Here is a 22,044-nt window from a genome sequence, read left to right on the forward strand (position 1 = left end):
TGCGGCGCGCCCGGGCGCTACGATGAGCGCAAAGGCGCGGCTTCGCGCGCCAGCCAACCCACGCTCATCCCATGACCACTCCCATCGGTTCCACGAGCCTGCTCTCGACGCTGCGCCGCATCGGCGCGCTGGCAGCGCCCTACTTCCACTCCGAAGAAAAATGGAGGGCGCGCGGGCTTCTTGCGACGATCGTGGCGCTCAATCTCGGCACGGTCTACATGCTGGTGCTGAACAACCAGTGGTTCGCACGCTTCTACGACGCGCTGCAGAACAAGGACCAGGCGGTGTTCTGGAGGGAGATCGTCTTTTTCTGCTGGATCGCGGCCGGCTATATCGTGATCGCCATCTTCAAGTTCTATCTGACGCAGCTCCTGCAGCTGCGCTGGCGCGCCTGGATGACGCGCAGCTATCTCGCGCGCTGGATGGCCGACCGGACCTTCTACCGCCTCGAACTCGCGCGCTACGGGCAACAGGACGGCCAGACGCCCGACAACCCCGACCAGCGCATCCAGGAAGACATGCAGCTCTTCACCGACTACACGATGACGCTGTCGATGGGCCTGCTCAATGCGGTGGTGACCCTGGTGAGCTTCATCGGCATCCTCTGGGCGCTCAGCGGCGTGGTCAGCGTCCCGTTCTTCGGCAGCAGCTATACGGTGCCGGGCTCGATGGTCTGGATTGCGCTGGCCTACTGCGCAGCCGGTACCGTGATCACGCACTTCATCGGGCGCCCGCTGATCGGCCTGAACTTCCAGCAGCAGCGCTACGAGGCCGACTTCCGGCACCATCTGATGCGGGTTCGCGAATACAGCGAGGCCATTGCGCTCGACCGCGGCGAACAGGTCGAACACGGCCAGCTCCAGCTGCGCTTCGGCTCGGTGCTGAAGAACTACCTGAAGTTGATCGGCAAGCAGAAGAACCTGGTTGCCTTCACGGCCTCCTTTGGGCAAGCCTCGGTGATCTTCGCCTTCATCGTGCAGGCGCCGCGCTTCTTCAGCGGCGCCATCCAGCTCGGTCAGCTGATGCAGGTCAATTCGGCCTTCGGACGCGTGCAGGATTCGCTCAGCTGGTTCGTCGACAACTACGACCGCGTCGCCGTCTGGCGCGCCACCGCGGACCGGCTCACCTCCTTCGAGACCGCGATGCGAGCCCATGCCGGCGCGGCCAGCGCGGTGGAGCGCGCGCCCGCCGGCGGCGACGAAGGCTTGCGCGTCGACGACCTCACGGTTGCGCTGCCGGGCGGAACGTCGTTGATCCAGAATGCCGCGCTCATGGTCAAGCCCGGCGACAGCGTGCTCCTGCAAGGCCCCTCGGGCAGCGGCAAGTCGACGCTGTTCCGCGCCTTCGCCGGTATCTGGCCCTTTGCCCGCGGCCGCGTGTCGATGCCCGAGAACGCGATGTTCATCCCGCAGCGGCCTTATGTGCCCGACGGCCGCCTGCGCGACGCGCTGGCCTATCCGCAGCCGGCGAGCGAATACAGCGACGCGCAGCTGAAGCAGGCGCTCGAGGATGCCCTGCTGCCGGACCTGGCCGACCGCCTGGACGACAGCGATGCATGGACACAGAAGCTTTCCGGCGGCGAACAGCAACGCCTGGCGATCGCGCGCGTGCTGCTCAAGAAGCCGGCCTGGCTGTTTGCCGACGAGGCCACAAGCGCGCTCGATGCGCAGGCCGAGGAGACGCTCTACAAGCGCCTGGCAGAAGGCGTGCGCTCGGCGGGCGGGGCGATGGTGTCGATCGCGCACCGCGCCTCGGCGGCGGCTTTCCACGACAAGCGCTGGACCCTGGTGCCGGCGCCCGAAGGCGCAGGCGCGCGCTACCGGCTCGAGGCGGCGTAGCGCTCCCATCCGCGCGCGCGCAGCTCGCAGGCCGGGCAGCTGCCGCAGCCATAGCCCCAGGCATGGCGCTGCGTGCGGTCGCCGAGGTAGCAGGTGTGCGTGTCCTCGACGATCAGCTCGATAAGCGGCTCGCCGCCCAGCCGGTGCGCCATGGCCCAGGTCGCGGCCTTGTCGATCCACATCAACGGCGTCTCGATCACGAAACGCCGATCCATGCCGAGCGAGAGCGCGAGCTGCATCGCCTTCATGGTGTCGTCGCGGCAATCGGGATAGCCCGAGAAATCGGTCTCGCACACGCCGGTGACGATCACCTCCAGCCCGCGCCGGTAGGCCAGCGCGCCGGCCAGCGTGAGGAACAGCAGGTTGCGGCCGGGCACGAAGGTGTTGGGCAAGCCGTTGGCCTGCATCTCGAAGGCGATGTCCTGCGTGAGCGATGAACTGCTGACCTGGCCCAGCACGTCGACGCTCAACAGGTGGTCTTCACCCAGCCGCGGCGCCCAATGCGGGAAGCGCGCGCGCAGGTGCGCAAGCACGGTGGTGCGCGCCTCGAGCTCGACGCGGTGGCGCTGCCCGTAGTCGAAGCCGATGGTCTCGACGCGCTCGTATTTGGCCAGCGCCTCGGCCAGGCAGGTGGTGGAGTCCTGGCCGCCGGAGAAGAGGACTAGGGCGGTGGTGTGCATGGGGGTGGTCGGCGTGTCGGGCGAGGGTTCAAGTTTGTCAGGGCCGGCCTTCCAGCAAGTTCTTGACCTGGCGAGACGTCACGTGTGGCGTGTGGGACGGCAAGACGAAGATCCAGAAACCCGCCTTCTTTCGCATCAGCAAGTGCCGCCCATCATCAGAGACCGGTCCTGAAGCCCCGGGCGGCAGGGGGCGCGCACGCGTTCGGCTTATTGCTGCAGAAGGGGCATCGAACTTCATAGAAAACGCTCCAGCAACTTGCGCGACCCCCGGTCCAGCGCCCTCACATCGGGAATGCGGAACTGCACGCCGTGCGCGCTCGCGATCAGCAACGCACCGCCTTCGAGCCGGCGGATGTCTTCTTCGGCCTTGAGCACGAAACTGGTTTCGCCTCGGTCGGTGCTCACCTGCCAGGTGCTGGGCACGCCGAAGCTCGACACCTTGTGCAGCTTCCGCAAGGTGGGCGCGAAGTCGCGCGCGGCCAAGTCCTGCGCGAGCAAGGCACGTACTTCTTCGGGCAAGTCATCGACGCGGTCGATCCACAGCAGCTCGCGGCCGTCGCCGCCGACCAGCGACAGGCCATCGCCCGGCGCGCTGAGCGGGAAGGCGCGCACCGGCACCACGCCGGCATGGCGGACGCCCTCGGCGTCGACCACCACCAATCGGCCGAAGCCGTCACGTTCCAATTGGCAATCGTTCATGCCTCACCCGCCGGATGCGCCGCATGGCCGCCAAGCACCAGCGCGACCGAGGCGCGCTCGGCCGCGAAGCCTGGGCTTTCGTCGTCGGCCTGGCGCAGCTGCGCCTGGTAGAGCCGCCAGTAGGCGCCCTGCTTTTCCATCAGCGCGTCGTGCGGGCCGACCTCGACGATCTCGCCGCGGTCCATCACGACCAGCCGGTCGGCCTTGCGCAGCGTGGAAAGCCGGTGCGCGATGGCGATGGTGGTGCGGCCCTGCACCAGGTTGTCGAGCGCCTTCTGGATTTCCTTCTCGGTTTCGGTGTCGACCGCCGAGGTGGCCTCGTCGAGGATCAGGATGCGCGGGTCGATCAGCAAGGCGCGCGCAATGCTGATGCGCTGCCGCTCGCCGCCCGACAAACCCTGCCCGCGCTCGCCGACCAGCGAGTCGTAGCCGTGCGCGAGCCGCAGGATGAAGTCGTGCGCATGGGCGGCGCGCGCGGCGGCCACGATCTCCTCGCGCGTGGCTTCGGGCTTGCCGTAGGCGATGTTCTGGGCGATGGTGCCGAAGAACAGGAAGGGCTCCTGCAGCACCAGCCCGACGTGGCGCCGGTAGTCGGCCACCGCGAAGCGGCGGATGTCGGTGCCGTCGACCAGGATGGCGCCGTCGGTCACGTCGTAGAAGCGGCAGATCAGGTTGACCAGCGTGCTCTTGCCCGAGCCGCTGTGGCCGACGAGGCCGATCATCTCGCCCGGCTCGATCACGAGGTCGAGGTCGCGGATCACGGCCCGGCTGCCGTAGCGGAAGCCGACGTCGGCCATCTCGATGCGCCCCTGCACGCGCTCGACCTTCACCGGGTTCGCCGGCTCCGGCACGTTGCTCACATGGTCGAGGATGTCGAAGATGCGCTTGGCGCCAGCCGCCGCCTTCTGCGTGACCGAGACGATGCGGCTCATCGAATCGAGCCGCGTGTAGAAGCGCCCGATGTAGGCGATGAAGGCGGTGAGCACGCCGACCGTGATGCGGCCGCGTGCCACCTGCCAGATGCCGAAGCCCCAGACCACCAGCAGGCCGATTTCGGTGAGCAGCGACACGCTGGGCGTGAACAGCGACCAGGTCTTGTTGAGCTTGTCGTTGACCTGCAGGTTGTAGGCATTGGCGGCGTGGAAGCGGCTGGCCTCGCGCTTTTCCTGCGCGAAGGCCTTGACCACGCGGATGCCGGGGATGGTGTCGGCCAGCACGTTGGTCACCTCGCTCCAGACGCGGTCGATCTTCTCGAAGCCGGTGCGCAGCCGGTCGCGAACCACGTGGATCATCCAGGCGATGAAGGGCAGCGGCACCAGCGTGACCACGGCCAAGAGCGGATTGATCGAGACCAGGATCACGGCGGTCATGGCGATCATCAGCACGTCGGTCAGGAAGTCCAGCGCATGCAACGAGAGGAAAACGTTGATGCGATCGGTCTCCGAGCCGATGCGCGCCATCAGGTCGCCGGTGCGCTTGCCGCCGAAGTAATCGAGCGGCAAGGTGAGCAAGTGTTCGTAAGTGGTGGTGCGCAGGTCGGCGCCGATGCGCTCCGAAACCAGCGCCAGCAGGTAGGTGCGGGCCCAGCCCAGCGCCCAGCCGGCCAGCGCCGCGGCCAGCAGCGCGCCAAGGAACATCGCGACCTTGCCGAAGGCGATCTGCTGCCCGTTCTGGAACGGGATCAGGATGTCGTCCATCAGCGGAATGGTCAGGTACGGCGGCACCAGCGTGGCGGCGGTCGAGGCCAGGGTGAGCAGGAAGCCGGCGATCAGCTGCTTGCGGTAGGGCCTGGCGAAGCGGCCCAGCCGCAGCAGGACCCAGGTCGAGGGCGGGGTCTGGAGCTCGGGCTCGGCGAGCGCCGCCTCGTCCGCCTCGGCGGCCACCGCTGTCGCCTGCGCGACTCCGGCCGCCTGCTGGCCGAACAGCTTCTGCAGCCGCAGCGCGGCCGCCTGGTGGCGCAGGGTGTAGCGCCAGCGCGCCAGCCGCCCGCGGGCGTCCAGCAGGTCGAGGGTGCCGATGCCGGCATGGTCGGCCAGTTGCAGGTCCAGCCCCGGCGCGCCGAGCGGCCATTCGGCCCAGGCGCCTTCGGAATTGCGGGCCAGCAGGCGCCGATCGGTCAGCGCCAGCAGGCCGGAAGCAAACCGAAGTTCGCCATCGAGGTCAACCGGCACGGTCGCCAGAACGTTTTCCGCGGCTCTGAGCCGGCTTTTCAGAGCCTCTGAGGCCTCCTCTTCTTCGCCCCCCGGGGTGCTGACTGGATCGTGATGTTGCATTGTGTTTCTGTGTCTCTGGCCCGCGAAGGGGCCCTTCATGGCGCCTGCCGGGCGCCGATTCTGACCGATGACCATGGGCGCGCTTGAAGTCAGCCCCGTGCTCGGCCAAAGCACAACGAACGTTCTCATGACCCGTTTCGACGACATCCGCCTGCTGCGCGTCAACTATTTGCGCGGTCCCAACCTCTGGACCTACCGGCCCGTGCTGGAAGTCTGGCTCGACCTCGGCGCGCTCGAGGACTACCCCTCCAACAAGATCGACGGCTTCACCGACCGCCTGACCACGCTGCTGCCGGCCCTGATCGAGCACCACTGCGGCGTCGGCGAGCGCGGCGGCTTCATCCAGCGCCTGACCGAGGGCACCTGGTCGGGCCACGTGCTGGAGCACGTCGTGATCGAGCTGCTCAACCTGGCCGGCATGCCGACCGGTTTCGGCCAGACGCGCAGCACCTCCAAGTACGGCGTCTACCGCATGGTGTTCCGCGCCCGCGACGAGCAGGTCGCCCGCGTCGCCCTGGCCGAGGGCCACCGCCTCTTGATGGCGGCCATCAACAACGACCCCTTCGACGCCGCCGGCGTGCAGCGCGCGGTCGATGCGGTCAAGGCCAAGGTCGAGGACTGCTACCTCGGCCCGAGCACCGCCTGCATCGTCGGCGCCGCCACCGACCGCGGCATTCCGCACATGCGGCTCAACAGCGGCAACCTGGTGCAGCTCGGCTACGGCGCCAACCAGCAGCGCATCTGGACCGCCGAGACCGACTACACCAGCGCAATCGGCGAATCGATCGCCAGCGACAAGGAGCTCACCAAGTCGCTCCTGGCCGGCTGCGGCGTGCCGGTGCCCGAAGGCCAGGTGGTGGCCAACGCGCAGGAAGCCTGGGAAGCCGCCGAAGACATCGGCCTGCCGGTGGTGGTCAAGCCCTCGGACGCCAACCACGGCCGCGGCGTCTCGCTGGAGTTGAATACCCGCGAGGAAGTGCAAGCCGCCTTCGCCGTCGCCGAGCCCGAGGGCAGCGACGTGATGGTCGAGCGCTTCATCCGCGGCCACGAGCACCGCCTGCTGGTGGTCGGCGGCCAGGTGGTCGCTGCCGCGCGCGGCGAGATCATCACGGTGACCGGCGACGGCACGTCGACCGTGGCCCAGCTGATCGAGAGCCAGCTCAACAGCGATCCGCGGCGCGGCGCCGAAGAAGAATTCCCGCTCGACGTGATCGACATCGCGACCGACGCCAAGCTGCAGCTCGAACTCAGGCGCCAGGAGCTGGACGCGGCCGCCGTGCCCGCCGCTAGCCGAGTCGTCACGATCCAGCGCAACGGCAACATGGCCATCGACTGCACCGATCATGTGCATCCCGAAGTCGCGCATGCGGCCGTGCTGGCGGCCCGCGTGGTTGGCCTCGACATCGCCGGCGTCGACCTGGTGGCCCAGGACATCGGCCGCCCCCTGGCGCAGCAAGGCGGCGCCATCGTCGAAGTCAACGCCGGCCCCGGCCTGCTGATGCACCTGAAGCCGGCCGTCGGCTCGCCGCGGCCGGTGGGCCGCGCGATCTGCGACCACCTCTTTCCCGACGACGCGCCGGGCCGCATCCCCGTGGTCGGCGTGGCCGGCTCGCGCGGCACCGCCGTGCTCTCGCGCCTGATCGCCTGGCTCGTCGGGCTGGGCGGGCGCCACACCGGCCTGGCCTGCCGCGACGGCCTGTTCCTCGAGCGCCGCCGCGTCGATGCGCGCGACAGCGCCACCTGGGAAGCCGGCCGCCGCCTGCTGGTGAACCGCGCCGTGCAGGCAGTCGTGATCGAGAACGGCGCCCAGACCATCCTGCGCGACGGCCTGGCCTACGACCGCTGCGAGGTCGGCATCGTGACCGATCTCGATGGCGCCGAAGACCTGGCGGAGTTCGACATCACCGAGAGCGACCAGATGGTCAGGGTGCTGCGCACCCAGGTCGATGTGGTGCTGCCCGAAGGCACTGCGGTGCTGAATGCGGCGGACATGCGCGTCGCCGGCCTCGCGCCGCTGTGCGATGGCGATGTGATCCTCTATTCGGTCGACCCGCAAGCCGAGGCGCTGGCCAAGCACCAGAGCGCCGGCGGCAAGGCCGTGCTGGTGCGGCAGGACCGCGTGGTGCTGGCCAACGGCAGCAGCGAGTCCTTCCTGCCCGGCCTCGGCCGGCTGACCATCTGGCGCGCCACGCATGCGGGCGTCGGCCTCGAGAGCCTGCTGGCCGCGGTCGCCGCGGCCTGGGCCCTGGGCATTCCGCTGAGCCTGATCGGCGCCGGCGTCGAAGCCTTCGAAGCCGATCTGCAGGCGGCGCTCGCCTCGCTGCAGCTGTCCCAAACCCTGCCTTCGCCCGAACCCCAACTGGCCTGACCGGCGCAACCCTCAGGTCCGCCGGCACCCTACTGCATCACCGCCATGGAAGTCACCCGCATCCGCGCCCTGCGCGGGCCCAATCTCTGGAGCCGCCACACCTGCATCGAGGCAATCGTCACCTGCACGGGCGACGAGAACGCGATCAGGCGGCTGCCCGGCTTCGAAGCCCGGCTGCGCGCGCTGTTCCCGAACATCGGCGAACTGCACCCGATCGTGCTCGGCCAGCCGCTCGCGCTGGCGCATGTGCTCGAGAACGCGGCCGTGGCGCTGCAGGCGCAGGCGGGCTGTGCGGTGAACTTCGGCCACACCGCGCGCACGGTGGAGGAAGCCGTCTACCAGGTCACCTTCCAGTACAGCGAAGAACCGGTCGGCCGGCGCGCGCTCGAACTGGCCGAGCAGCTGATCGCGGCCGCACAGGCCGGCACCGAATTCGATGCGCACGCCGCCATCACCGAACTGCGCGACCTCGACGAATCCGAACGCCTGGGCCCGAGCACCGGCTCGATCGTCGACGCCGCCGTGGCGCGCGGCATCCCTTACCGCCGTCTCACCAGCGGCAGCCTGGTGCAGTTCGGCTGGGGTTCGAAGCAGCGCCGCATCCAGGCCGCCGAGGTCGACAGCACCAGCGGCGTGGCCGAATCGATCGCGCAGGACAAGGAGCTCACCAAGCAGCTGCTCAACGCCGCCGGCGTGCCGGTGCCGCTGGGCCGCCCGGTCAGCGATGCCGACGACGGCTGGGCCGCGGCCCACGAGATCGGCCTGCCGGTGGTCGTGAAGCCGCAGGACGGCAACCAGGGCAAGGGCGTCACGGTCAACATCACGACGCGCGAGCAGCTGCTCGCCGCCTACGACTCGGCTGCAGCCTACGGCGAAGTGATGGTCGAGAAATTCCTGCCGGGCTTCGACTTCCGCCTGCTGGTGGTGGGCGACAAGCTGGTGGCGGCGGCGCGGCGCGATCCGCCCCAGGTGATCGGCGACGGCAGACAGACCGTGCGCCAGCTGGTTGAGCTGGTGAACCAGGACCCGCGCCGGGGCGTTGGCCACGCGACCTCGCTCACCAAGATCCGGCTCGACGACATCGCCATCGGCCGCCTCGAATCGCAGGGCCTCGCGCCCGACAGCGTGCCCGCGCTCGGCCAGCGCGTGGTGCTGCGCAACAACGCCAACCTCTCGACCGGCGGCACCGCCACCGACGTGACCGACACCGTGCATCCCGAAGTGGCGGCGCGCGCGGTCGACGCGGCCCAGATGGTCGGCCTGCACATCTGCGGCGTCGACATGGTCTGCGAGAACGTGCTGCGCCCGCTCGAGGAGCAGCACGGCGGCGTGGTCGAGGTCAATGCCGCGCCGGGCCTGCGCATGCACATCTCGCCGTCCTTCGGCCGCGGCCGCGCGGTCGGCGAGGCAGTGATGGACACGCTGTTCGCGCACGGCGACGACGGCCGCATCCCGGTGGTGGCCGTGACCGGCACCAATGGCAAGACCACCACCGCGCGCCTGATCAATCACCTGCTCGCATCCAGCGGCCTGCGCACCGGCATGACCAACACCGACGGCGTCTACGTCGACGGCCGCCAGACCGACAGCGGCGACTGCAGCGGCCCCAAGAGCGCGCGCAATGTGCTGCTGCACCCGGACGTCGACGCGGCCGTGTTCGAAGTGGCGCGCGGCGGCGTGCTGCGCGAGGGCCTGGGCTTCGACCGCTGCCAGGTGGCGGTGGTCACCAACATCGGCAGCGGCGACCATCTGGGCCTCAACTACATCACCACGGTCGAAGACCTCGCGGTGCTCAAGCGCGTGATCGTGCGCAACGTGGCGCCCGGCGGCTATGCAGTGCTCAACGCGGCCGACCCCAACGTGGCCGCGATGGCCGCCACCTGCCCCGGAAGCGTGATCTTCTTCACCGCCGACCGCCAGCATCCGGTGATGGCCACGCACCGCGCGCAAGGCAAGCGCACCGTCTACGTCGACCAGGACACGCTGGTCGCCGCCGAGGGCTCGTGGCGCGAGCGCATTGCGCTGCGCGACGTGCAGATCACGCGCAACGGCACCATCGGCTTCCAGGTCGACAACGTGATGGCCTCGGTCGCGGCCGCCTGGGCCGTGGGCCTGGACTGGGACACCATCCGCAGCGGCCTCGCGAGCTTCAACAACGATGCCGCGGGCGTGCCGGGCCGCTTCAACGTGATGGACTACCGCGGCGCCACCGTGATCGCCGACTATGGCCACAACACCGACGCCATGCGCGCGCTGGTGGCCGCGGTCGACACCATGCCGGCGAAGAAGCGCTCGGTGGTGATCAGCGGCGCCGGCGACCGCCGCGACTGCGACATCCGCGACCAGACCGCGATCCTCGGCCAGGCCTTCGACGACGTGATCCTCTACCAGGACGCGGCCCAGCGCGGCCGCGCCGACGGCGAAGTCATGGCGCTGCTGCGGCAGGGGCTCGAAGGCGCGCAGCGCACCCGCACCATCGACGAGATCCGCGGCGAATTCATCGCCATCGACACCGCACTCGATCGGCTCCAGCCGGGCGACCTCTCGCTGATCCTGGTCGACCAGGTTGAGGAAGCGCTCGCTCACCTGGCGAAGCGCATCGCCGCTGGCTGAAAGCGCGGCGCCGCAGCCGCCGTGACAGACCTGTCCCACACGAAGCTGCGGCGCCTGCGCCAGATCGCGGCCTCGCTGTCCCACAGCCTGCGGCGCTGAGCGCCAACACACTGCCTGACCGGCAGCGCGAACTGCGCTGCCCGAAAGGAGTGATTCATGAAAACAGTCATTCGTTCGAGCCTTGCCATCCTGCTCGCCGCGGGCGGCCTGATCGGCGCCTCGTCGGCCATGGCCCAGGCAGCCGGCTCCGATGCCACCCTGATGCGCGAGCGCGCCGTCTGCGACGGCGTTCTGCAGGATCGCACCGCCTGTCTTCGAGAAGCCGGAGCGGCACGCTACGAGGCGCGGCGAGGCGGATTGACCAGCGCCGCGCCCATCAACTACGAACAGAACGCATTGGCACGCTGCAGCCTGCAGCCGCCGGCCGACCGGGCCGACTGCGAGGCGCGCGTGCTCGGCACCGGCAGGACCACCATGGAAGGCAGCGTGCTGGGTGGCGGCGTGATCCGCGAAACCGTGACGCCGATCGTGGCGCCGATGCCGATGACCGCGCCGCCGCCAGCGCCGATGACCCGGCCGGAGCCGATGACCGCGCCCGCGCCGATGACAGCGCCGGCACCGATGGCGCCACTCCCGCTTCGTTGAGACGAAGACCAAAGCCCTACATTGTCACGCGGCTGTCATAAAAGGCCCCGGGGGTGCTGGCTATAGTCGTGGGCCCGTCAACTCCGAAGCCCACCCCCATGAACGCCATCAAGGTCGCACGCCGATTCATCGAAACGGACCCGGCCAACGAGTCGGCCCAGATTCTGGCCCGGCTCGTCCTGGCTCTCGAATCGGAGCGCAGCTTCGAGCTGGTCACGCTCTACGACCTCGACTACAAGAGCTTCCAGCTGGCCATGGACATCCTGAAGGAATGGCGGCTCGACCGCTACTACGCCAGCAAGTCCAAGCTGTTCGACCTGTCGCTGCAGATCAGCGAGCTGCCGGGTTGACGCCCCCGCAGTGACCGAGTTCGAACTCAAGTTCCAGGTCGACGCCCAGCATCGGGCCGCCGTGGAAGCGGCCGTGGCGCGCGGCCGCTCTCGCCGCACCCAACTCCAAGCCCGCTATTTCGACACTGCCGACGGTGCGCTGGCCGCGCAGCGTCTCGTGCTGCGCGTGCGCAAGGAAGGCAAGAACTGGGTACAGACCGCCAAGGCCCCGGCAGATGGGCCCCTGCAGCGCCACGAGGACAACGTCGAATTGAGCACCGAGCGCGCGAGCGAGGTGCCCCTTCCGCGCATCGAGCGCCATGAAGGCACGCCCGTCGGCGAGCTGATCGCGAAGGCCTTGCGAGCGGCCGGGCATGAACCGGCCGATGCCGTGCTGGTGCCGCTCTACCTCACCGATATCCGCCGCACCACGCGCGAAATGCGCACCGGCGATGCGCTGGTCGAGCTCGCTTTCGACCGCGGCGAAGTGCGCGCCGGCGAGCATTCGCACGCGGTGTGCGAACTCGAGATCGAGCTGAAGAGCGGCAGCCCGCGGTCGATGCTGGAGCTCGCACGGCGCTGGCGCATGCGCTACGGCCTGTGGCTCGACACCGTCTCCAAATCGGCGCGCGGAGAGCGGCTGGCCAAGGGCATCGAATACGGCGAGCCGGTCAAGGCCGAAGCGCCGAAGCTGGGCGACGATCCGAGCGGTGTGCAGGTTTTTCGCGCGGTGCTGAACAGCTGCCTGGCGCAAATCCTGCCCAATGCCAGCGAGGTCGCGGCCGGCAGCACCGATGCCGAGCACGTGCATCAACTGCGCGTCGCCATCCGTCGCCTGCGGACCGCTTTGCGCGAGATGGCCGAGCTCGCGCCTTCGATCGACCCGGCATGGGAGCCCGCGCTGGTGGACGCATTCCGCGCCCTGGGCCGCCAGCGCGATCGCGAGCACCTGCAGCAGACCGTGCAGCCGCAGATCGAAGCCGTCGGCGGGCCGTCGGTGGATTGGCACGAGGGCGCGTCGGAGGGTTCATCGCCGGCTCCGGCCGAGGTGGTGCGTTCGGCGGCCTTCCAGCTCGTGCTGATGAGCCTGATCGAGGCCTCGCTGCCCGAAGAAGAGCCCTCCGGCGAGCAGCTGGAACCAGGCGTTCCGGCCCGCAAGCCGCTGCGCGCTCGTCTGTCCAAGCTGCACCGGCAAGTGGTTCGCGACGGCCGGCGCTTCGATGCGCTGGAGGTCGAGGAACAACACCGGGTCCGCAAGCGCCTCAAGCGGCTGCGCTACCTGGGCGAGTTCGTCGCGCCCTTGTTCGACCAGGGCGCAAAGCGCTACCTGAAGGAACTGCGCCCGGCGCAGGACGCGCTCGGCACGCACAACGATGCCGCCATGGCCATCGCCGCCTACCGCGACGCGGCCAACCGTGACGGACGGGCATGGTTCGCGGTCGGCTGGCTTTCCGCGCGCCAGCCCGCAAGCGCGCTGGAATGCCGCGACGCGCTCGGCAAGATCGCGGACGTGCACCCGTTCTGGAAGAAGCGCTCGAAGCGCTGAGCCGCGCCCTCAGCGGCCCCAGCGCAGCACGAGCGGATCGAGGCGCCGCGCCGTTTCGATCAGGCCGGCGCGCGTGTCGGGGTGCATCGCCGGCAAGGGATGGCGCGGGGCCTCGCAGTTGATCACCCCGCCCTCCTTCATCAGCGCCTTGCAGGCGAGCAGGCCGGCCTGCCGGTTCTCGTAGTTGATCAGCGGCAGCCATTGCTGGTAGCGCGCGAAGGCCGCCTCGCGGCGGCCGGCCAGGTGGTCCATGATGATCGGCCGCAAGCCGTCGGCGTAGGCGCCGCCCGTCATCGAGCCGGTGGCGCCGGCGTCGAGATCGGGCATCAAGGTGATCGCTTCCTCGCCATCCCACGGACCTTCGATTGCGTCGCCGCCCAGGCGGATGAGTTCGCGCAGCTTCGATGCGGCGCCCGCGGTCTCGATCTTGAAGTAGGCGACGTGCTCGATCTCCGTCGCCATGCAGGCGAGAAAGGGCGCCGACAGCACGGTGCCGCTGGCCGGCGCGTCCTGGACCATGATCGGGATGTCCACCGCGTCGGACAGCCGCGCATAGAAGTCGTAGATCTGCGACTCGGGCACGCGAAAGGTGGCGCCGTGGTAGGGCGGCATCACCATCAGCATCGCGGCGCCCATGTCCTGCGCACGACGGCTGCGCTCGGCGCAGACCTTGGTACTGAAATGGGTGGTGGTCACGATCACCGGCACGCGCCCGGCCACGTGTTCGAGGATGGTGCGGGTCAGGAGCTCGCGCTCGTCGTCCGCGAGCACGAACTGCTCGGAAAAATTCGCCAGGATGCAGATGCCGTCCGAGCCCGACTCGATCATGAAATCGATACAGCGCTTCTGGCTCGCGAGGTCCAGCTCGCCCGATTCGGTGAAGGTGGTGGGCGCTACCGGGAAGATGCCCTGGTAGCGGCGTTGCTTGGAAGAGGTCATGCGGGCTCCAGATTTCAATGGATCAATGCGAATGGCGCGGCACCGCGGCGCCGCGGCAGCCGACGAGGAAGTCGAAGTCGCAGCCCTCGTCCGCCTGCAGCACGTGCTCGACGTAAAGGCGCCGGTAGCCGCCGCCCTTCTCGGGCGCTTCCTGCACGGCGACGGCACGCAGGCGCTCGGCCAGCTCGGCATCGCTGATGTCCAGGTGCAGGCGGCCCTGCTCGCAGTCGAGCTCGATCCAGTCGCCGTCGCGCACGGCTGCCAGCGGGCCGCCGTCGGCGGCTTCCGGCGCCACGTGCAGCACCACGGTGCCGTAGGCGGTGCCGCTCATGCGCGCGTCGGAAATGCGCACCATGTCCTTGATGCCCTGGCGCAGCAACTTGGGCGGCAGGCCCATGTTGCCGACCTCGGCCATGCCGGGATAGCCCTTGGGGCCGCAGTTTTTCATCACCAGCACGGAGCTCGCGTCCACCTCCAGCGCCTCGTCGACGATGCGTTCCTTGTAGTGCTCCAGGTTCTCGAACACCACGGCGCGGCCGCGGTGCTTGAGCAGTTCCGGCGAGGCGGCCGAAGGCTTCAGCACCGCGCCGCGCGGCGACAGGTTGCCGCGCAGGATGCAGATGCCGCCGTCTTCGACCAGCGGCCGATCGAGCGGGCGGATCACCTCGTCGTCGTAGCCGGGCGCATCGCGCACGTTCTCCCACAGCGACTTGCCGTTGACCGTGAGCGCATCGGGATGCGGCAGCAGGCCGTTCTCGCCGAGCCGGCGCAGCACGGCCGGCAGGCCGCCCGCGTAGTAGAACTCCTCCATCAGGAAACGGCCCGAGGGCATCAGGTCGACCAGCGTCGGCGTGCCGCGGCCGATGCGCGTCCAGTCCTCGAGTTCGAGCGGCACGCCCATCCGCCCTGCGATGGCTTTCAGATGGATCACGGCATTGGTCGAGCCGCCGATCGCCGCGTTGGTGCGGATCGCGTTCTCGAAGGCCTCGCGCGTGAGGATCTTCGACAGCGTCAGGCCTTCGCGCGCCATCTCGACCGCCCGCATGCCCGACATCTGCGCCAGCACATAGCGGCGCGCGTCGACCGCGGGGATGGCGGCGTTGTGCGGCAGCGAAGTGCCGAGCGCTTCGGCCATACAGGCCATCGTGGACGCCGTGCCCATGGTGTTGCAGGTGCCGGCGGAGCGCGACATGCCGGCCTCGGCCGACAGGAACTGGTGCACGTCGATCTCGCCGGCCTTCATCGCCTCGTGCAGCCGCCATACGGCCGTGCCGGATCCGATGTCGCGGCCTTCCAGCTTGCCGTTGAGCATCGGCCCGCCCGTGACCACGATCGCCGGGATGTCGCAGCTCGCCGCGCCCATCAGCAGCGCGGGCGTGGTCTTGTCGCAGCCGGTGAGCAGCACCACCGCATCGATCGGGTTGCCGCGGATCGCCTCCTCCACGTCCATGCTCGCGAGGTTGCGCGTGAGCATCGCGGTCGGGCGCAGGTTCGACTCGCCGTTGGAGAACACCGGGAACTCGACCGGAAATCCGCCCGCTTCCGACACGCCGCGTTTCACGTGCTCGGCGATCTTGCGGAAGTGCGCGTTGCAGGGCGTCAGCTCCGACCAGGTGTTGCAGATGCCGATGATCGGCCGGCCGTCGAACTCGTGGTCCGGGATGCCCTGGTTCTTCATCCAGCTTCGGTACATGAAGCCGTTCTTGTCGGCCGAACCGAACCATTCGGTCGAGCGCAGTTTCTTGGGGGTCTGGGGCATGCGGGGGCTTTCGGGACTAGGGCCTGCGCGCGGCGAACAGGCGTTGCAGGAGACAGAAGACGAACAGGAGCGCGCCGACCACGATGCGCGTCCACCAGGAGCTCAGCGTGCCGTCGAAGGAGATGAGGGTCTGGATGATGCCCAGCATCAGCACGCCGAACAGCGTGCCGACGACGTAGCCGACGCCGCCGGTCAGCAGCGTGCCGCCGATCACCACCGCCGCGATGGCATCCAGCTCGAGCCCGACCGCGTGCAGACCGTAGCCCGACAGCATGTAGAACGTGAACACCACGCCGGCCAGCGCCGAGCAGAAGCCCGACAGCGTATAGACGCCGATCACCGTGGAGCGCACCGGCAGCCCCATCAGCAGGGCCGACTGCTCGTTGCCGCCGATCGCGTAGACGGTGCGGCCGAAGGGCGTGTAGTGCGCGACGAAGACCGCGAGCGCGACCACCGCCAGCGCGATCAGGGCGCTCGCCGAGATCGAGGCCTCGCCCCAGACCGGCATGCGCCACTGCGACACCTCGGAGTAGAACGCGTTGGTGATGCTGATCGAGTCGATGCTGATCAGGTAGCAGAGGCCGCGTGCGAGGAACATGCCGGCCAGCGTCACGATGAAAGGCTGGAGCCGGAAGCGCTCGATCAGCAGGCCCATGCCGGCACCGAACAGCGTGCCCATGACGAGCGCCAGCGGGATCACGACGCCCGGACTCCATCCATGCTTCTCGACCAGCGAGGCCGAGACCATGGTGGTCAGCGCGATCACCGATCCCACCGACAGGTCGATGCCGCCCGACAGGATCACGAAGGTCATGCCGACGGCGACGATGCACAGGAAGGCGTTGTCGATCAGCAGGTTCAGGAACACCTGCGGCGAGAAGAAGCCGTCGTAGAACACCGAGCCCAGCGTCGCCATCAGCATGAAGAGCGAGATGGTCGCGGCCAGCGGCAGGTACTTGGGGTTCAGGCGCGTGCGCGGGGGCCTGGGCACCGCCGCAGGCGCAGCGGCTTCGGGCGGGCGCGAGACGACGGCGCTCATCGCGCAACCTCGCCGCTCGGCGCGCGCCGCACCAGTTGCCGCATGCTGGCGCGGAATTCCGCCGACTGCAGCAGCATGACCGCGAACACCACCACCGCCTTCACCACCAGGTTGATCTCCGGCGGCACGCCCAGCGAATAGATGGCATAGGTCAGGGTCTGGATGATCAGCGCGCCGATCACGCTGCCGACCAGGCTGAAGCGGCCGCCCGTGAGCGCGGTGCCGCCGAGCGTGACCGCCAGGATCGCGTCGAGCTCCAGCAGCTGGCCCGCGTTGTTGCCATCGGCGCTCTTGACGTTGGAGCTGATAAGGAGCCCCGCGACACCCGCGCAGAAGCCGCAGAACATGTAGGCGCAGACGATGATGCGGCGGGCGCGCACGCCGGCCACGCGCGCCGCGCTCGGGTTGATGCCCACCGCCTGGATGAAGAGGCCCAGCGCGCTGCGCGTGATGCCGAAATAGACCACCGCCAGCACCAGCGCCGCGATGTACACCGAGAAGGGCAGCCCGAACAGGTAGCCGCTGCCGATGAAGAAGAAGGGGGCGTAGTAGATCGTGATGATCTGGCCACCCGTGATCAGCTGCGCGATGCCGCGCCCCGCCACCATGAGGATCAGCGTCGCGATGATCGGCTGCATGCCGACGCGCGCCACCAGGAGGCCGTTCCACAGCCCGCACGCCGCGGCCGCGCCGAGCGCCACGAGAATGGCCAGCCACATCGGGAAGCGGCTGACCTCCGCGGCGGCGCCGTTCGCGACCACCAGCGATCCGCCGATCAGCCAGGCCGCCAGCGCCGCTGCGATCGCCACGACCGCGCCGACCGAGATGTCGATGCCGCGCGTCGCGATCACCAGCGTCATGCCGAGCGACACCAGCACCAGCGGCGCCGCGCGGTTGAGGATGTCGATCAGGCTGCCGTAGAGATGGCCGTCGCGCCATTCCAGGTGCAGGAAGCTCGGATTGAAGGCCGCGTTGACGGCCAGCAGCAGAAGCAGCGTGACCACCGGCCATGCGAGGCGGTGACTGAACACCCGCCTCAAGGATTCGGGAAACGATGCGCTCATGATTCCGCCGCGATCAGTTCGTAGACCGCGTCCTCGCTGCTGCCCGCGGGCAGCTCGCCCACCTTGCGCCGCTCGCGCAGCACCGCGATGCGGTGCGACACGCGCACCACCTCGTTCATCTCGGAAGAGATGAACAGCACCGCCATCCCCTCGCGCGCGAGCCGCAGGATCTCGTCCATGATTTCCTGCTTGGCCGCGACGTCGATGCCGCGCGTCGGCTCGTCGAGGATCAGCAGGCGCGGCCGGGTCGCCAGCCAGCGCGCGAGCACCGCCTTCTGCTGGTTGCCGCCCGACAGCAGGCCGATCGGCGTGTCGATGCTCGCGGTCTTGATGCCCAGCGCCTTGACGAAGCGCTCCGCCAGCGCCGTCTGCTCGGCGCGCGAGAGCGTGCGGCGCAGCCCCATCCGCGCCTGCAGCGCCAGCGCGATGTTCTCGCGCAGCGAGAGCTCGGCCACGATGCCGTCGGTCTTGCGCTCCTCGGGGCACAGCGCGAGCCCGTGCTTCACCGCATCGGCCGGGCTCGTCAGGTCGACGGCGACGCCATCCACGCGCAGGCGGCCGCAATCCGGCTTCGCCAGGCCGAACAGCAGCCGCGCCAGCTCGGTACGGCCGGCGCCCAGCAGGCCGGCCAGCCCCACCACCTCGCCCGCACGCACGCTGAGGTCGACCGGCTGCAGCTGCCCGCGCTGGCCCAGGCCCTCGGCCTGCAGCACCGCGGGCGCGAACTCCTCGAGGGCGGGCAGCTCTGCATGGCCCGCGGCCTGCGCCGCGAACTCGCGCCCCACCATGGCGGAAATGAGCGCCTGCGGACCGAGCTCGCTCGCGCGCCACTCGCCCACCCAGCTGCCGTTGCGCAGCACGGTGATGCGGTCCGACACCGCATAGACCTGGTTCAGGAAATGCGTGATGAACAGGATGGCCAGGCCCTCGCTGCGCAGCCGTCGCAGCACCGCGAACAGGCTCTTCACTTCCTCGTCGTCGAGGCTCGAGGTCGGCTCGTCGAGGATCAGCACGCGGGACGAGAGGCCGAGGGCGCGCGCGATCGCCACCATCTGCTGCACCGCCACCGAGTAGCTCGACAGCAGCTGCGAGACATCGATGTCCACATCCAGCCGCGCCAGCAGCGCGCGCGCATCGCGGTTCACCTTCGCCCAGTCGATGCGAAAGCCCTGCGCCGCGCCGCAGCGCGGATAGCGCCCCGAGAACATGTTCTCGGCTACCGACAGGTTGGGGCAGAGATTGACTTCCTGGTAGACCGTGCTGATGCCCATGCGCTGTGCCTCGAGCGGCGAGCCCGGCCGGATCGGCTCCCCCGCGAGCCGCATCTCGCCGGCGTCGGCGGCATGCACGCCGGTCAGCACCTTGATGAGCGTCGACTTGCCCGCGCCGTTCTGCCCCATCAGCGCATGGATCTCGCCCGGCCGGAGCCGGAGCGCCACGCCGCGCAGCGCCGGCACGCCGTTGAACTGCTTGTCGATGCCGGTGAGCTCGAGCACCGGCATCTCGGACGATGCGGCGGGGTTCATTTGTTCTTGTTGTAGACGTCCACGAACACCGCGGCCAGCAGCACCAGGCCCTTGATCACCTGCTGGTAGTCGATGCCGATGCCGAGGATCGACATGCCGTTGTTCATCACGCCCATGACGAAGGCGCCGATGACCGCACCCATCACCTTGCCGACGCCGCCCGAGGCCGAAGCGCCGCCGATGAAGCAGGCCGCGATCACGTCGAGCTCGAAGCCGAGCCCCGCCTTCGGCGTGGCCGTGTTGAGCCGTGCCGCGAACACCAGCCCGGCCAGCGCCGCCAGCACGCCCATGTTGACGAAGGTCAGGAAGGCGAGCCGCTGCGTCTTGATGCCCGACAGCCGCGCCGCCTTCTCGTTGCCGCCCAGCGCGTAGATGCGGCGGCCGACCGTGGTGCGGCTGGTCACGAAGTCGTAGGCCACGATCAGCACCGCCATCACGATCAGCACGTTCGGCAGGCCCTTGTAGGTCGCCAGCAGGTAGCTCAGCAGCAGGATGACCGCGGCGAAGAACAGGTTCTTGACCAGGAAGAAGGCGTAGGGCTCCTGCTCCATGCCGTGCTGCGCCAGCTTGGCGCGGCCGCGCAGCTTGAAGAACACCAGCGCCGCGGCGGCCAGCGCGCCGAGCACGAGCGAGCTCAGGTGCAGGCTGCCGCCGCCCGCCAGGTCGGGCACGAAGCCCGAGCTCAGCTTCTGGAAGGCCTCGGGAAAGGGTCCCACCGACTGCCCCGCGAGTAGCGCCAGCGTCAGCCCCTTGAACACCAGCATGCCGGCCAGCGTGACGATGAAGGACGGAATCCGGAAGAAGGCCACGAACCAGCCCTGCGATGCGCCGATCAGTCCGCCGGCGAGCAGGCAGACGATGAAGGTGGGCACGAAATGCCATTCATATTCCACCATCAGCACCGCGGCCAGCGCGCCGATGAAGCCGCACACCGAGCCGACCGACAGATCGATGTGCCCGGCCACGATCACCAGCAGCATGCCGAGCGCCATGATCACGATGTAGCTGTTCTGCAGCAGCAGGTTGGTGAGGTTCAGCGGCCGCATCAGCGTGCCGTCGGTCAGCACCTGGAACAGCACCATGATCGCGACCAGCGAGATCAGCATGCCGTATTCGCGCAGGTTGTTCTTGAGGAAGCCCGCGTACTCCGCGAGCGGCGCGACGGGCTGCGCCGGCGTGACGGTATCGACTTCAGGCGGCATGGACGCTGCTCCCCGAGGCCACGATGGCCCGCATGATCTTTTCCTGCGAAGCCTCGGCGGCAGGAAACTCGGCGACGAATCGCCCTTCGTTCATCACATAGATGCGGTCGCACATGCCCAGCAGTTCGGGCAGTTCGGAAGAAATCATGAGAATGCCTTTGCCCTGGCTCGCGAGCTGGTCGATGATGGTGTAGATCTCATACTTGGCGCCGACGTCGATGCCGCGCGTGGGCTCGTCGAGGATCAGCAGTTCGGGCTTCGCGAACAGCCACTTGGCGAGCACCACCTTCTGCTGGTTGCCGCCCGAAAGGTTGAGCACCTGCTGGCCGACGCCGGCGCAGCGGATGCCGAGCGCGCGGCGGTACTCGTTCGCCACCTTGAATTCGCGCCCGTCGTCGATCACGCCGCGGTCCGAGACGGCGGCCAGGTTGGCCAGGCTCAGGTTCTTGCGGATGTCTTCTTCCAGCACCAAGCCCGCGCCCTTGCGGTCCTCGGTGACGTAGGCGATGCCGTGGTCGATCGCCCGGCCGATGGTGGAAACGTCCACTTCCTTGCCGTGCATGAAAACCGAGCCGCTGATGCGCTGGCCGTAGGCGCGCCCGAACACGCTCATCGCGAACTCGGTGCGGCCGGCGCCCATGAGCCCGGCGATGCCGACGATCTCGCCGCGCCGCACGTGCAGGTTGACGCCCTTGATCTGCTCGCGCTCGGCATGCAGCGCGTGGTGCACGCGCCAGTCGCGCACCTCGAACACGGTCTCGCCGATGCGCGGCGAGCGCTCGGGATAGCGGTGCGCCATGTCGCGCCCCACCATGCCGCGGATGATCCGGTCCTCGCTGATCGGCGCGGTGCGGCAGTCCATGGTCTCGACCGTGGCGCCGTCGCGCAGCACGGTGATCGAATCGGCCACCTTGGCGATCTCGTTGAGCTTGTGCGAGATGAGGATCGAGGAGATGCCCTGCTTCTTGAGCCCGAGCAAGAGCGCCAGCAGCGCATCGCTGTCGCTCTCGTTCAGGCTCGCCGTCGGCTCGTCGAGGATCAGCAGCTTGACCTCCTTCGAGAGCGCCTTCGCGATCTCGACCAGCTGCTGCTTGCCGACGCCGAGGTCGGTGATCAGGGCGGTCGGCGGCTCCTTGAGGCCGACCTTGGCCAGCAGCTCGCGCGTCTGGGCATAGGCCGCGAACCAGTCGATCACGCCGCCGCGCGCCGTCTCATTGCCGAGAAAGATGTTCTCGGCGATCGACAACAGCGGCACCAGCGCGAGCTCCTGGTGGATGATGATGATGCCGAGCTTCTCGCTGTCGGCAATGTCCCGGAAGCGGCGCAGCTCGCCCTCGAAGCGGATCTCGCCGGTGTAGGAGTCGCAGGGATAGACCCCGCTGAGCACCTTCATCAGCGTCGACTTGCCCGCGCCGTTCTCGCCCACCACTGCGTGGATCTCGCCCGCGCGCACCGCGAGGTTGACGTTGTCCAGCGCGTTCACCCCCGGAAAGGTCTTGGTGATGCCGCGCATCTCCAGAATCA

16 protein-coding genes are annotated in these 22,044 nt (G+C 68.8%); 6 read left to right on the forward strand and 10 right to left on the reverse strand.

From position 1 onward, the window contains the following. Positions 1–71 precede the first annotated feature (71 nt). Positions 72–1,838 carry an ABC transporter ATP-binding protein/permease gene (locus ACSQ9I_RS24450; RefSeq protein ID WP_436314765.1) on the forward strand — a complete coding sequence of 589 codons (1,767 nt, stop codon included), beginning with the start codon at positions 72–74 and terminating at the stop codon, positions 1,836–1,838. On the opposite strand, the gene queC is transcribed toward ACSQ9I_RS24450, so the two are convergent. The 3 genes from queC to ACSQ9I_RS24465 all read right to left on the reverse strand — a co-directional run bounded on the left by queC (position 1,817) and on the right by ACSQ9I_RS24465 (position 5,490). Next, a complete protein-coding gene (gene queC / locus ACSQ9I_RS24455) occupies positions 1,817–2,518 on the reverse strand; it encodes a 7-cyano-7-deazaguanine synthase QueC (RefSeq protein ID WP_436314766.1) in 702 nt (233 codons plus the stop codon). The genes ACSQ9I_RS24450 and queC overlap by 22 nt on opposite strands. Before the next feature lie 234 nt (positions 2,519–2,752). Next, positions 2,753–3,217, reverse strand: coding sequence for a DUF1854 domain-containing protein (locus ACSQ9I_RS24460; protein WP_436305305.1), 465 nt, complete (start codon positions 3,215–3,217; stop codon positions 2,753–2,755). Next, positions 3,214–5,490, reverse strand: a complete 2,277-nt coding sequence (locus ACSQ9I_RS24465; RefSeq protein WP_436314768.1) for an ABC transporter ATP-binding protein — start codon at positions 5,488–5,490, stop codon at positions 3,214–3,216. Before ACSQ9I_RS24465 ends, ACSQ9I_RS24460 begins: the two co-directional genes overlap by 4 nt. Positions 5,491–5,617: 127 nt before the next feature. Here ACSQ9I_RS24465 and ACSQ9I_RS24470 point away from each other — a divergent pair, with 127 nt between their 5' ends. From ACSQ9I_RS24470 to ACSQ9I_RS24490, 5 genes are all read left to right on the forward strand, one after another. Continuing rightward, the gene (locus tag ACSQ9I_RS24470; RefSeq protein ID WP_436314769.1) at positions 5,618–7,858 is read left to right on the forward strand and encodes a cyanophycin synthetase; all 2,241 of its coding nucleotides are present in this window, start codon (positions 5,618–5,620) and stop codon (positions 7,856–7,858) included. Between the two features lie 45 nt (positions 7,859–7,903). Further along, the gene (cphA, locus tag ACSQ9I_RS24475) at positions 7,904–10,471 is read left to right on the forward strand and encodes a cyanophycin synthetase (RefSeq protein WP_436314770.1); all 2,568 of its coding nucleotides are present in this window, start codon (positions 7,904–7,906) and stop codon (positions 10,469–10,471) included. A 156-nt stretch (positions 10,472–10,627) separates the two neighbouring features. Then, complete coding sequence (locus ACSQ9I_RS24480; RefSeq protein WP_436305312.1) at positions 10,628–11,116, forward strand: hypothetical protein; 489 nt, start codon at positions 10,628–10,630, stop codon at positions 11,114–11,116. 98 nt (positions 11,117–11,214) lie between these two features. Continuing rightward, entirely contained in the window at positions 11,215–11,466 is a 252-nt protein-coding gene (locus ACSQ9I_RS24485) for a hypothetical protein (RefSeq protein WP_126837645.1), read from the forward strand. 10 nt (positions 11,467–11,476) lie between these two features. Further along, a complete protein-coding gene (locus tag ACSQ9I_RS24490; protein WP_436314771.1) occupies positions 11,477–12,991 on the forward strand; it encodes a CHAD domain-containing protein in 1,515 nt (504 codons plus the stop codon). A gap of 9 nt (positions 12,992–13,000) precedes the next feature. Here ACSQ9I_RS24490 and ACSQ9I_RS24495 read toward each other — a convergent pair whose 3' ends face one another. Genes ACSQ9I_RS24495 through mmsA form a run of 7 tightly spaced genes read right to left on the reverse strand, consistent with a single transcriptional unit; the run spans position 13,001 to position 22,033 of the window. After that, positions 13,001–13,930, reverse strand: coding sequence for a dihydrodipicolinate synthase family protein (locus tag ACSQ9I_RS24495; RefSeq protein ID WP_436305314.1), 930 nt, complete (start codon positions 13,928–13,930; stop codon positions 13,001–13,003). A gap of 22 nt (positions 13,931–13,952) precedes the next feature. Beyond that, positions 13,953–15,689: an IlvD/Edd family dehydratase gene (locus ACSQ9I_RS24500; protein WP_436293499.1), complete on the reverse strand. Its 1,737-nt coding sequence runs from the start codon at positions 15,687–15,689 to the stop codon at positions 13,953–13,955. A 16-nt stretch (positions 15,690–15,705) separates the two neighbouring features. After that, positions 15,706–16,728, reverse strand: a complete 1,023-nt coding sequence (gene yjfF, locus ACSQ9I_RS24505) for a galactofuranose ABC transporter, permease protein YjfF (protein ID WP_436314772.1) — start codon at positions 16,726–16,728, stop codon at positions 15,706–15,708. Then, complete coding sequence (locus ACSQ9I_RS24510; protein ID WP_436305317.1) at positions 16,725–17,792, reverse strand: ABC transporter permease; 1,068 nt, start codon at positions 17,790–17,792, stop codon at positions 16,725–16,727. Before ACSQ9I_RS24510 ends, yjfF begins: the two co-directional genes overlap by 4 nt. Beyond that, positions 17,789–19,318 carry a sugar ABC transporter ATP-binding protein gene (locus ACSQ9I_RS24515; protein WP_436314773.1) on the reverse strand — a complete coding sequence of 510 codons (1,530 nt, stop codon included), beginning with the start codon at positions 19,316–19,318 and terminating at the stop codon, positions 17,789–17,791. Before ACSQ9I_RS24515 ends, ACSQ9I_RS24510 begins: the two co-directional genes overlap by 4 nt. Further along, positions 19,315–20,520: a multiple monosaccharide ABC transporter permease gene (gene mmsB, locus ACSQ9I_RS24520; protein WP_436293495.1), complete on the reverse strand. Its 1,206-nt coding sequence runs from the start codon at positions 20,518–20,520 to the stop codon at positions 19,315–19,317. Before mmsB ends, ACSQ9I_RS24515 begins: the two co-directional genes overlap by 4 nt. After that, the gene (gene mmsA / locus ACSQ9I_RS24525; protein ID WP_436306348.1) at positions 20,510–22,033 is read right to left on the reverse strand and encodes a multiple monosaccharide ABC transporter ATP-binding protein; all 1,524 of its coding nucleotides are present in this window, start codon (positions 22,031–22,033) and stop codon (positions 20,510–20,512) included. Before mmsA ends, mmsB begins: the two co-directional genes overlap by 11 nt. Between the last annotated feature and the right edge of the window lie 11 nt (positions 22,034–22,044).

Source organism: Variovorax sp. LjRoot84 (assembly GCF_964254305.1).
In the GTDB taxonomy this organism is placed as follows: Bacteria; Pseudomonadota; Gammaproteobacteria; order Burkholderiales; family Burkholderiaceae_C; genus Variovorax.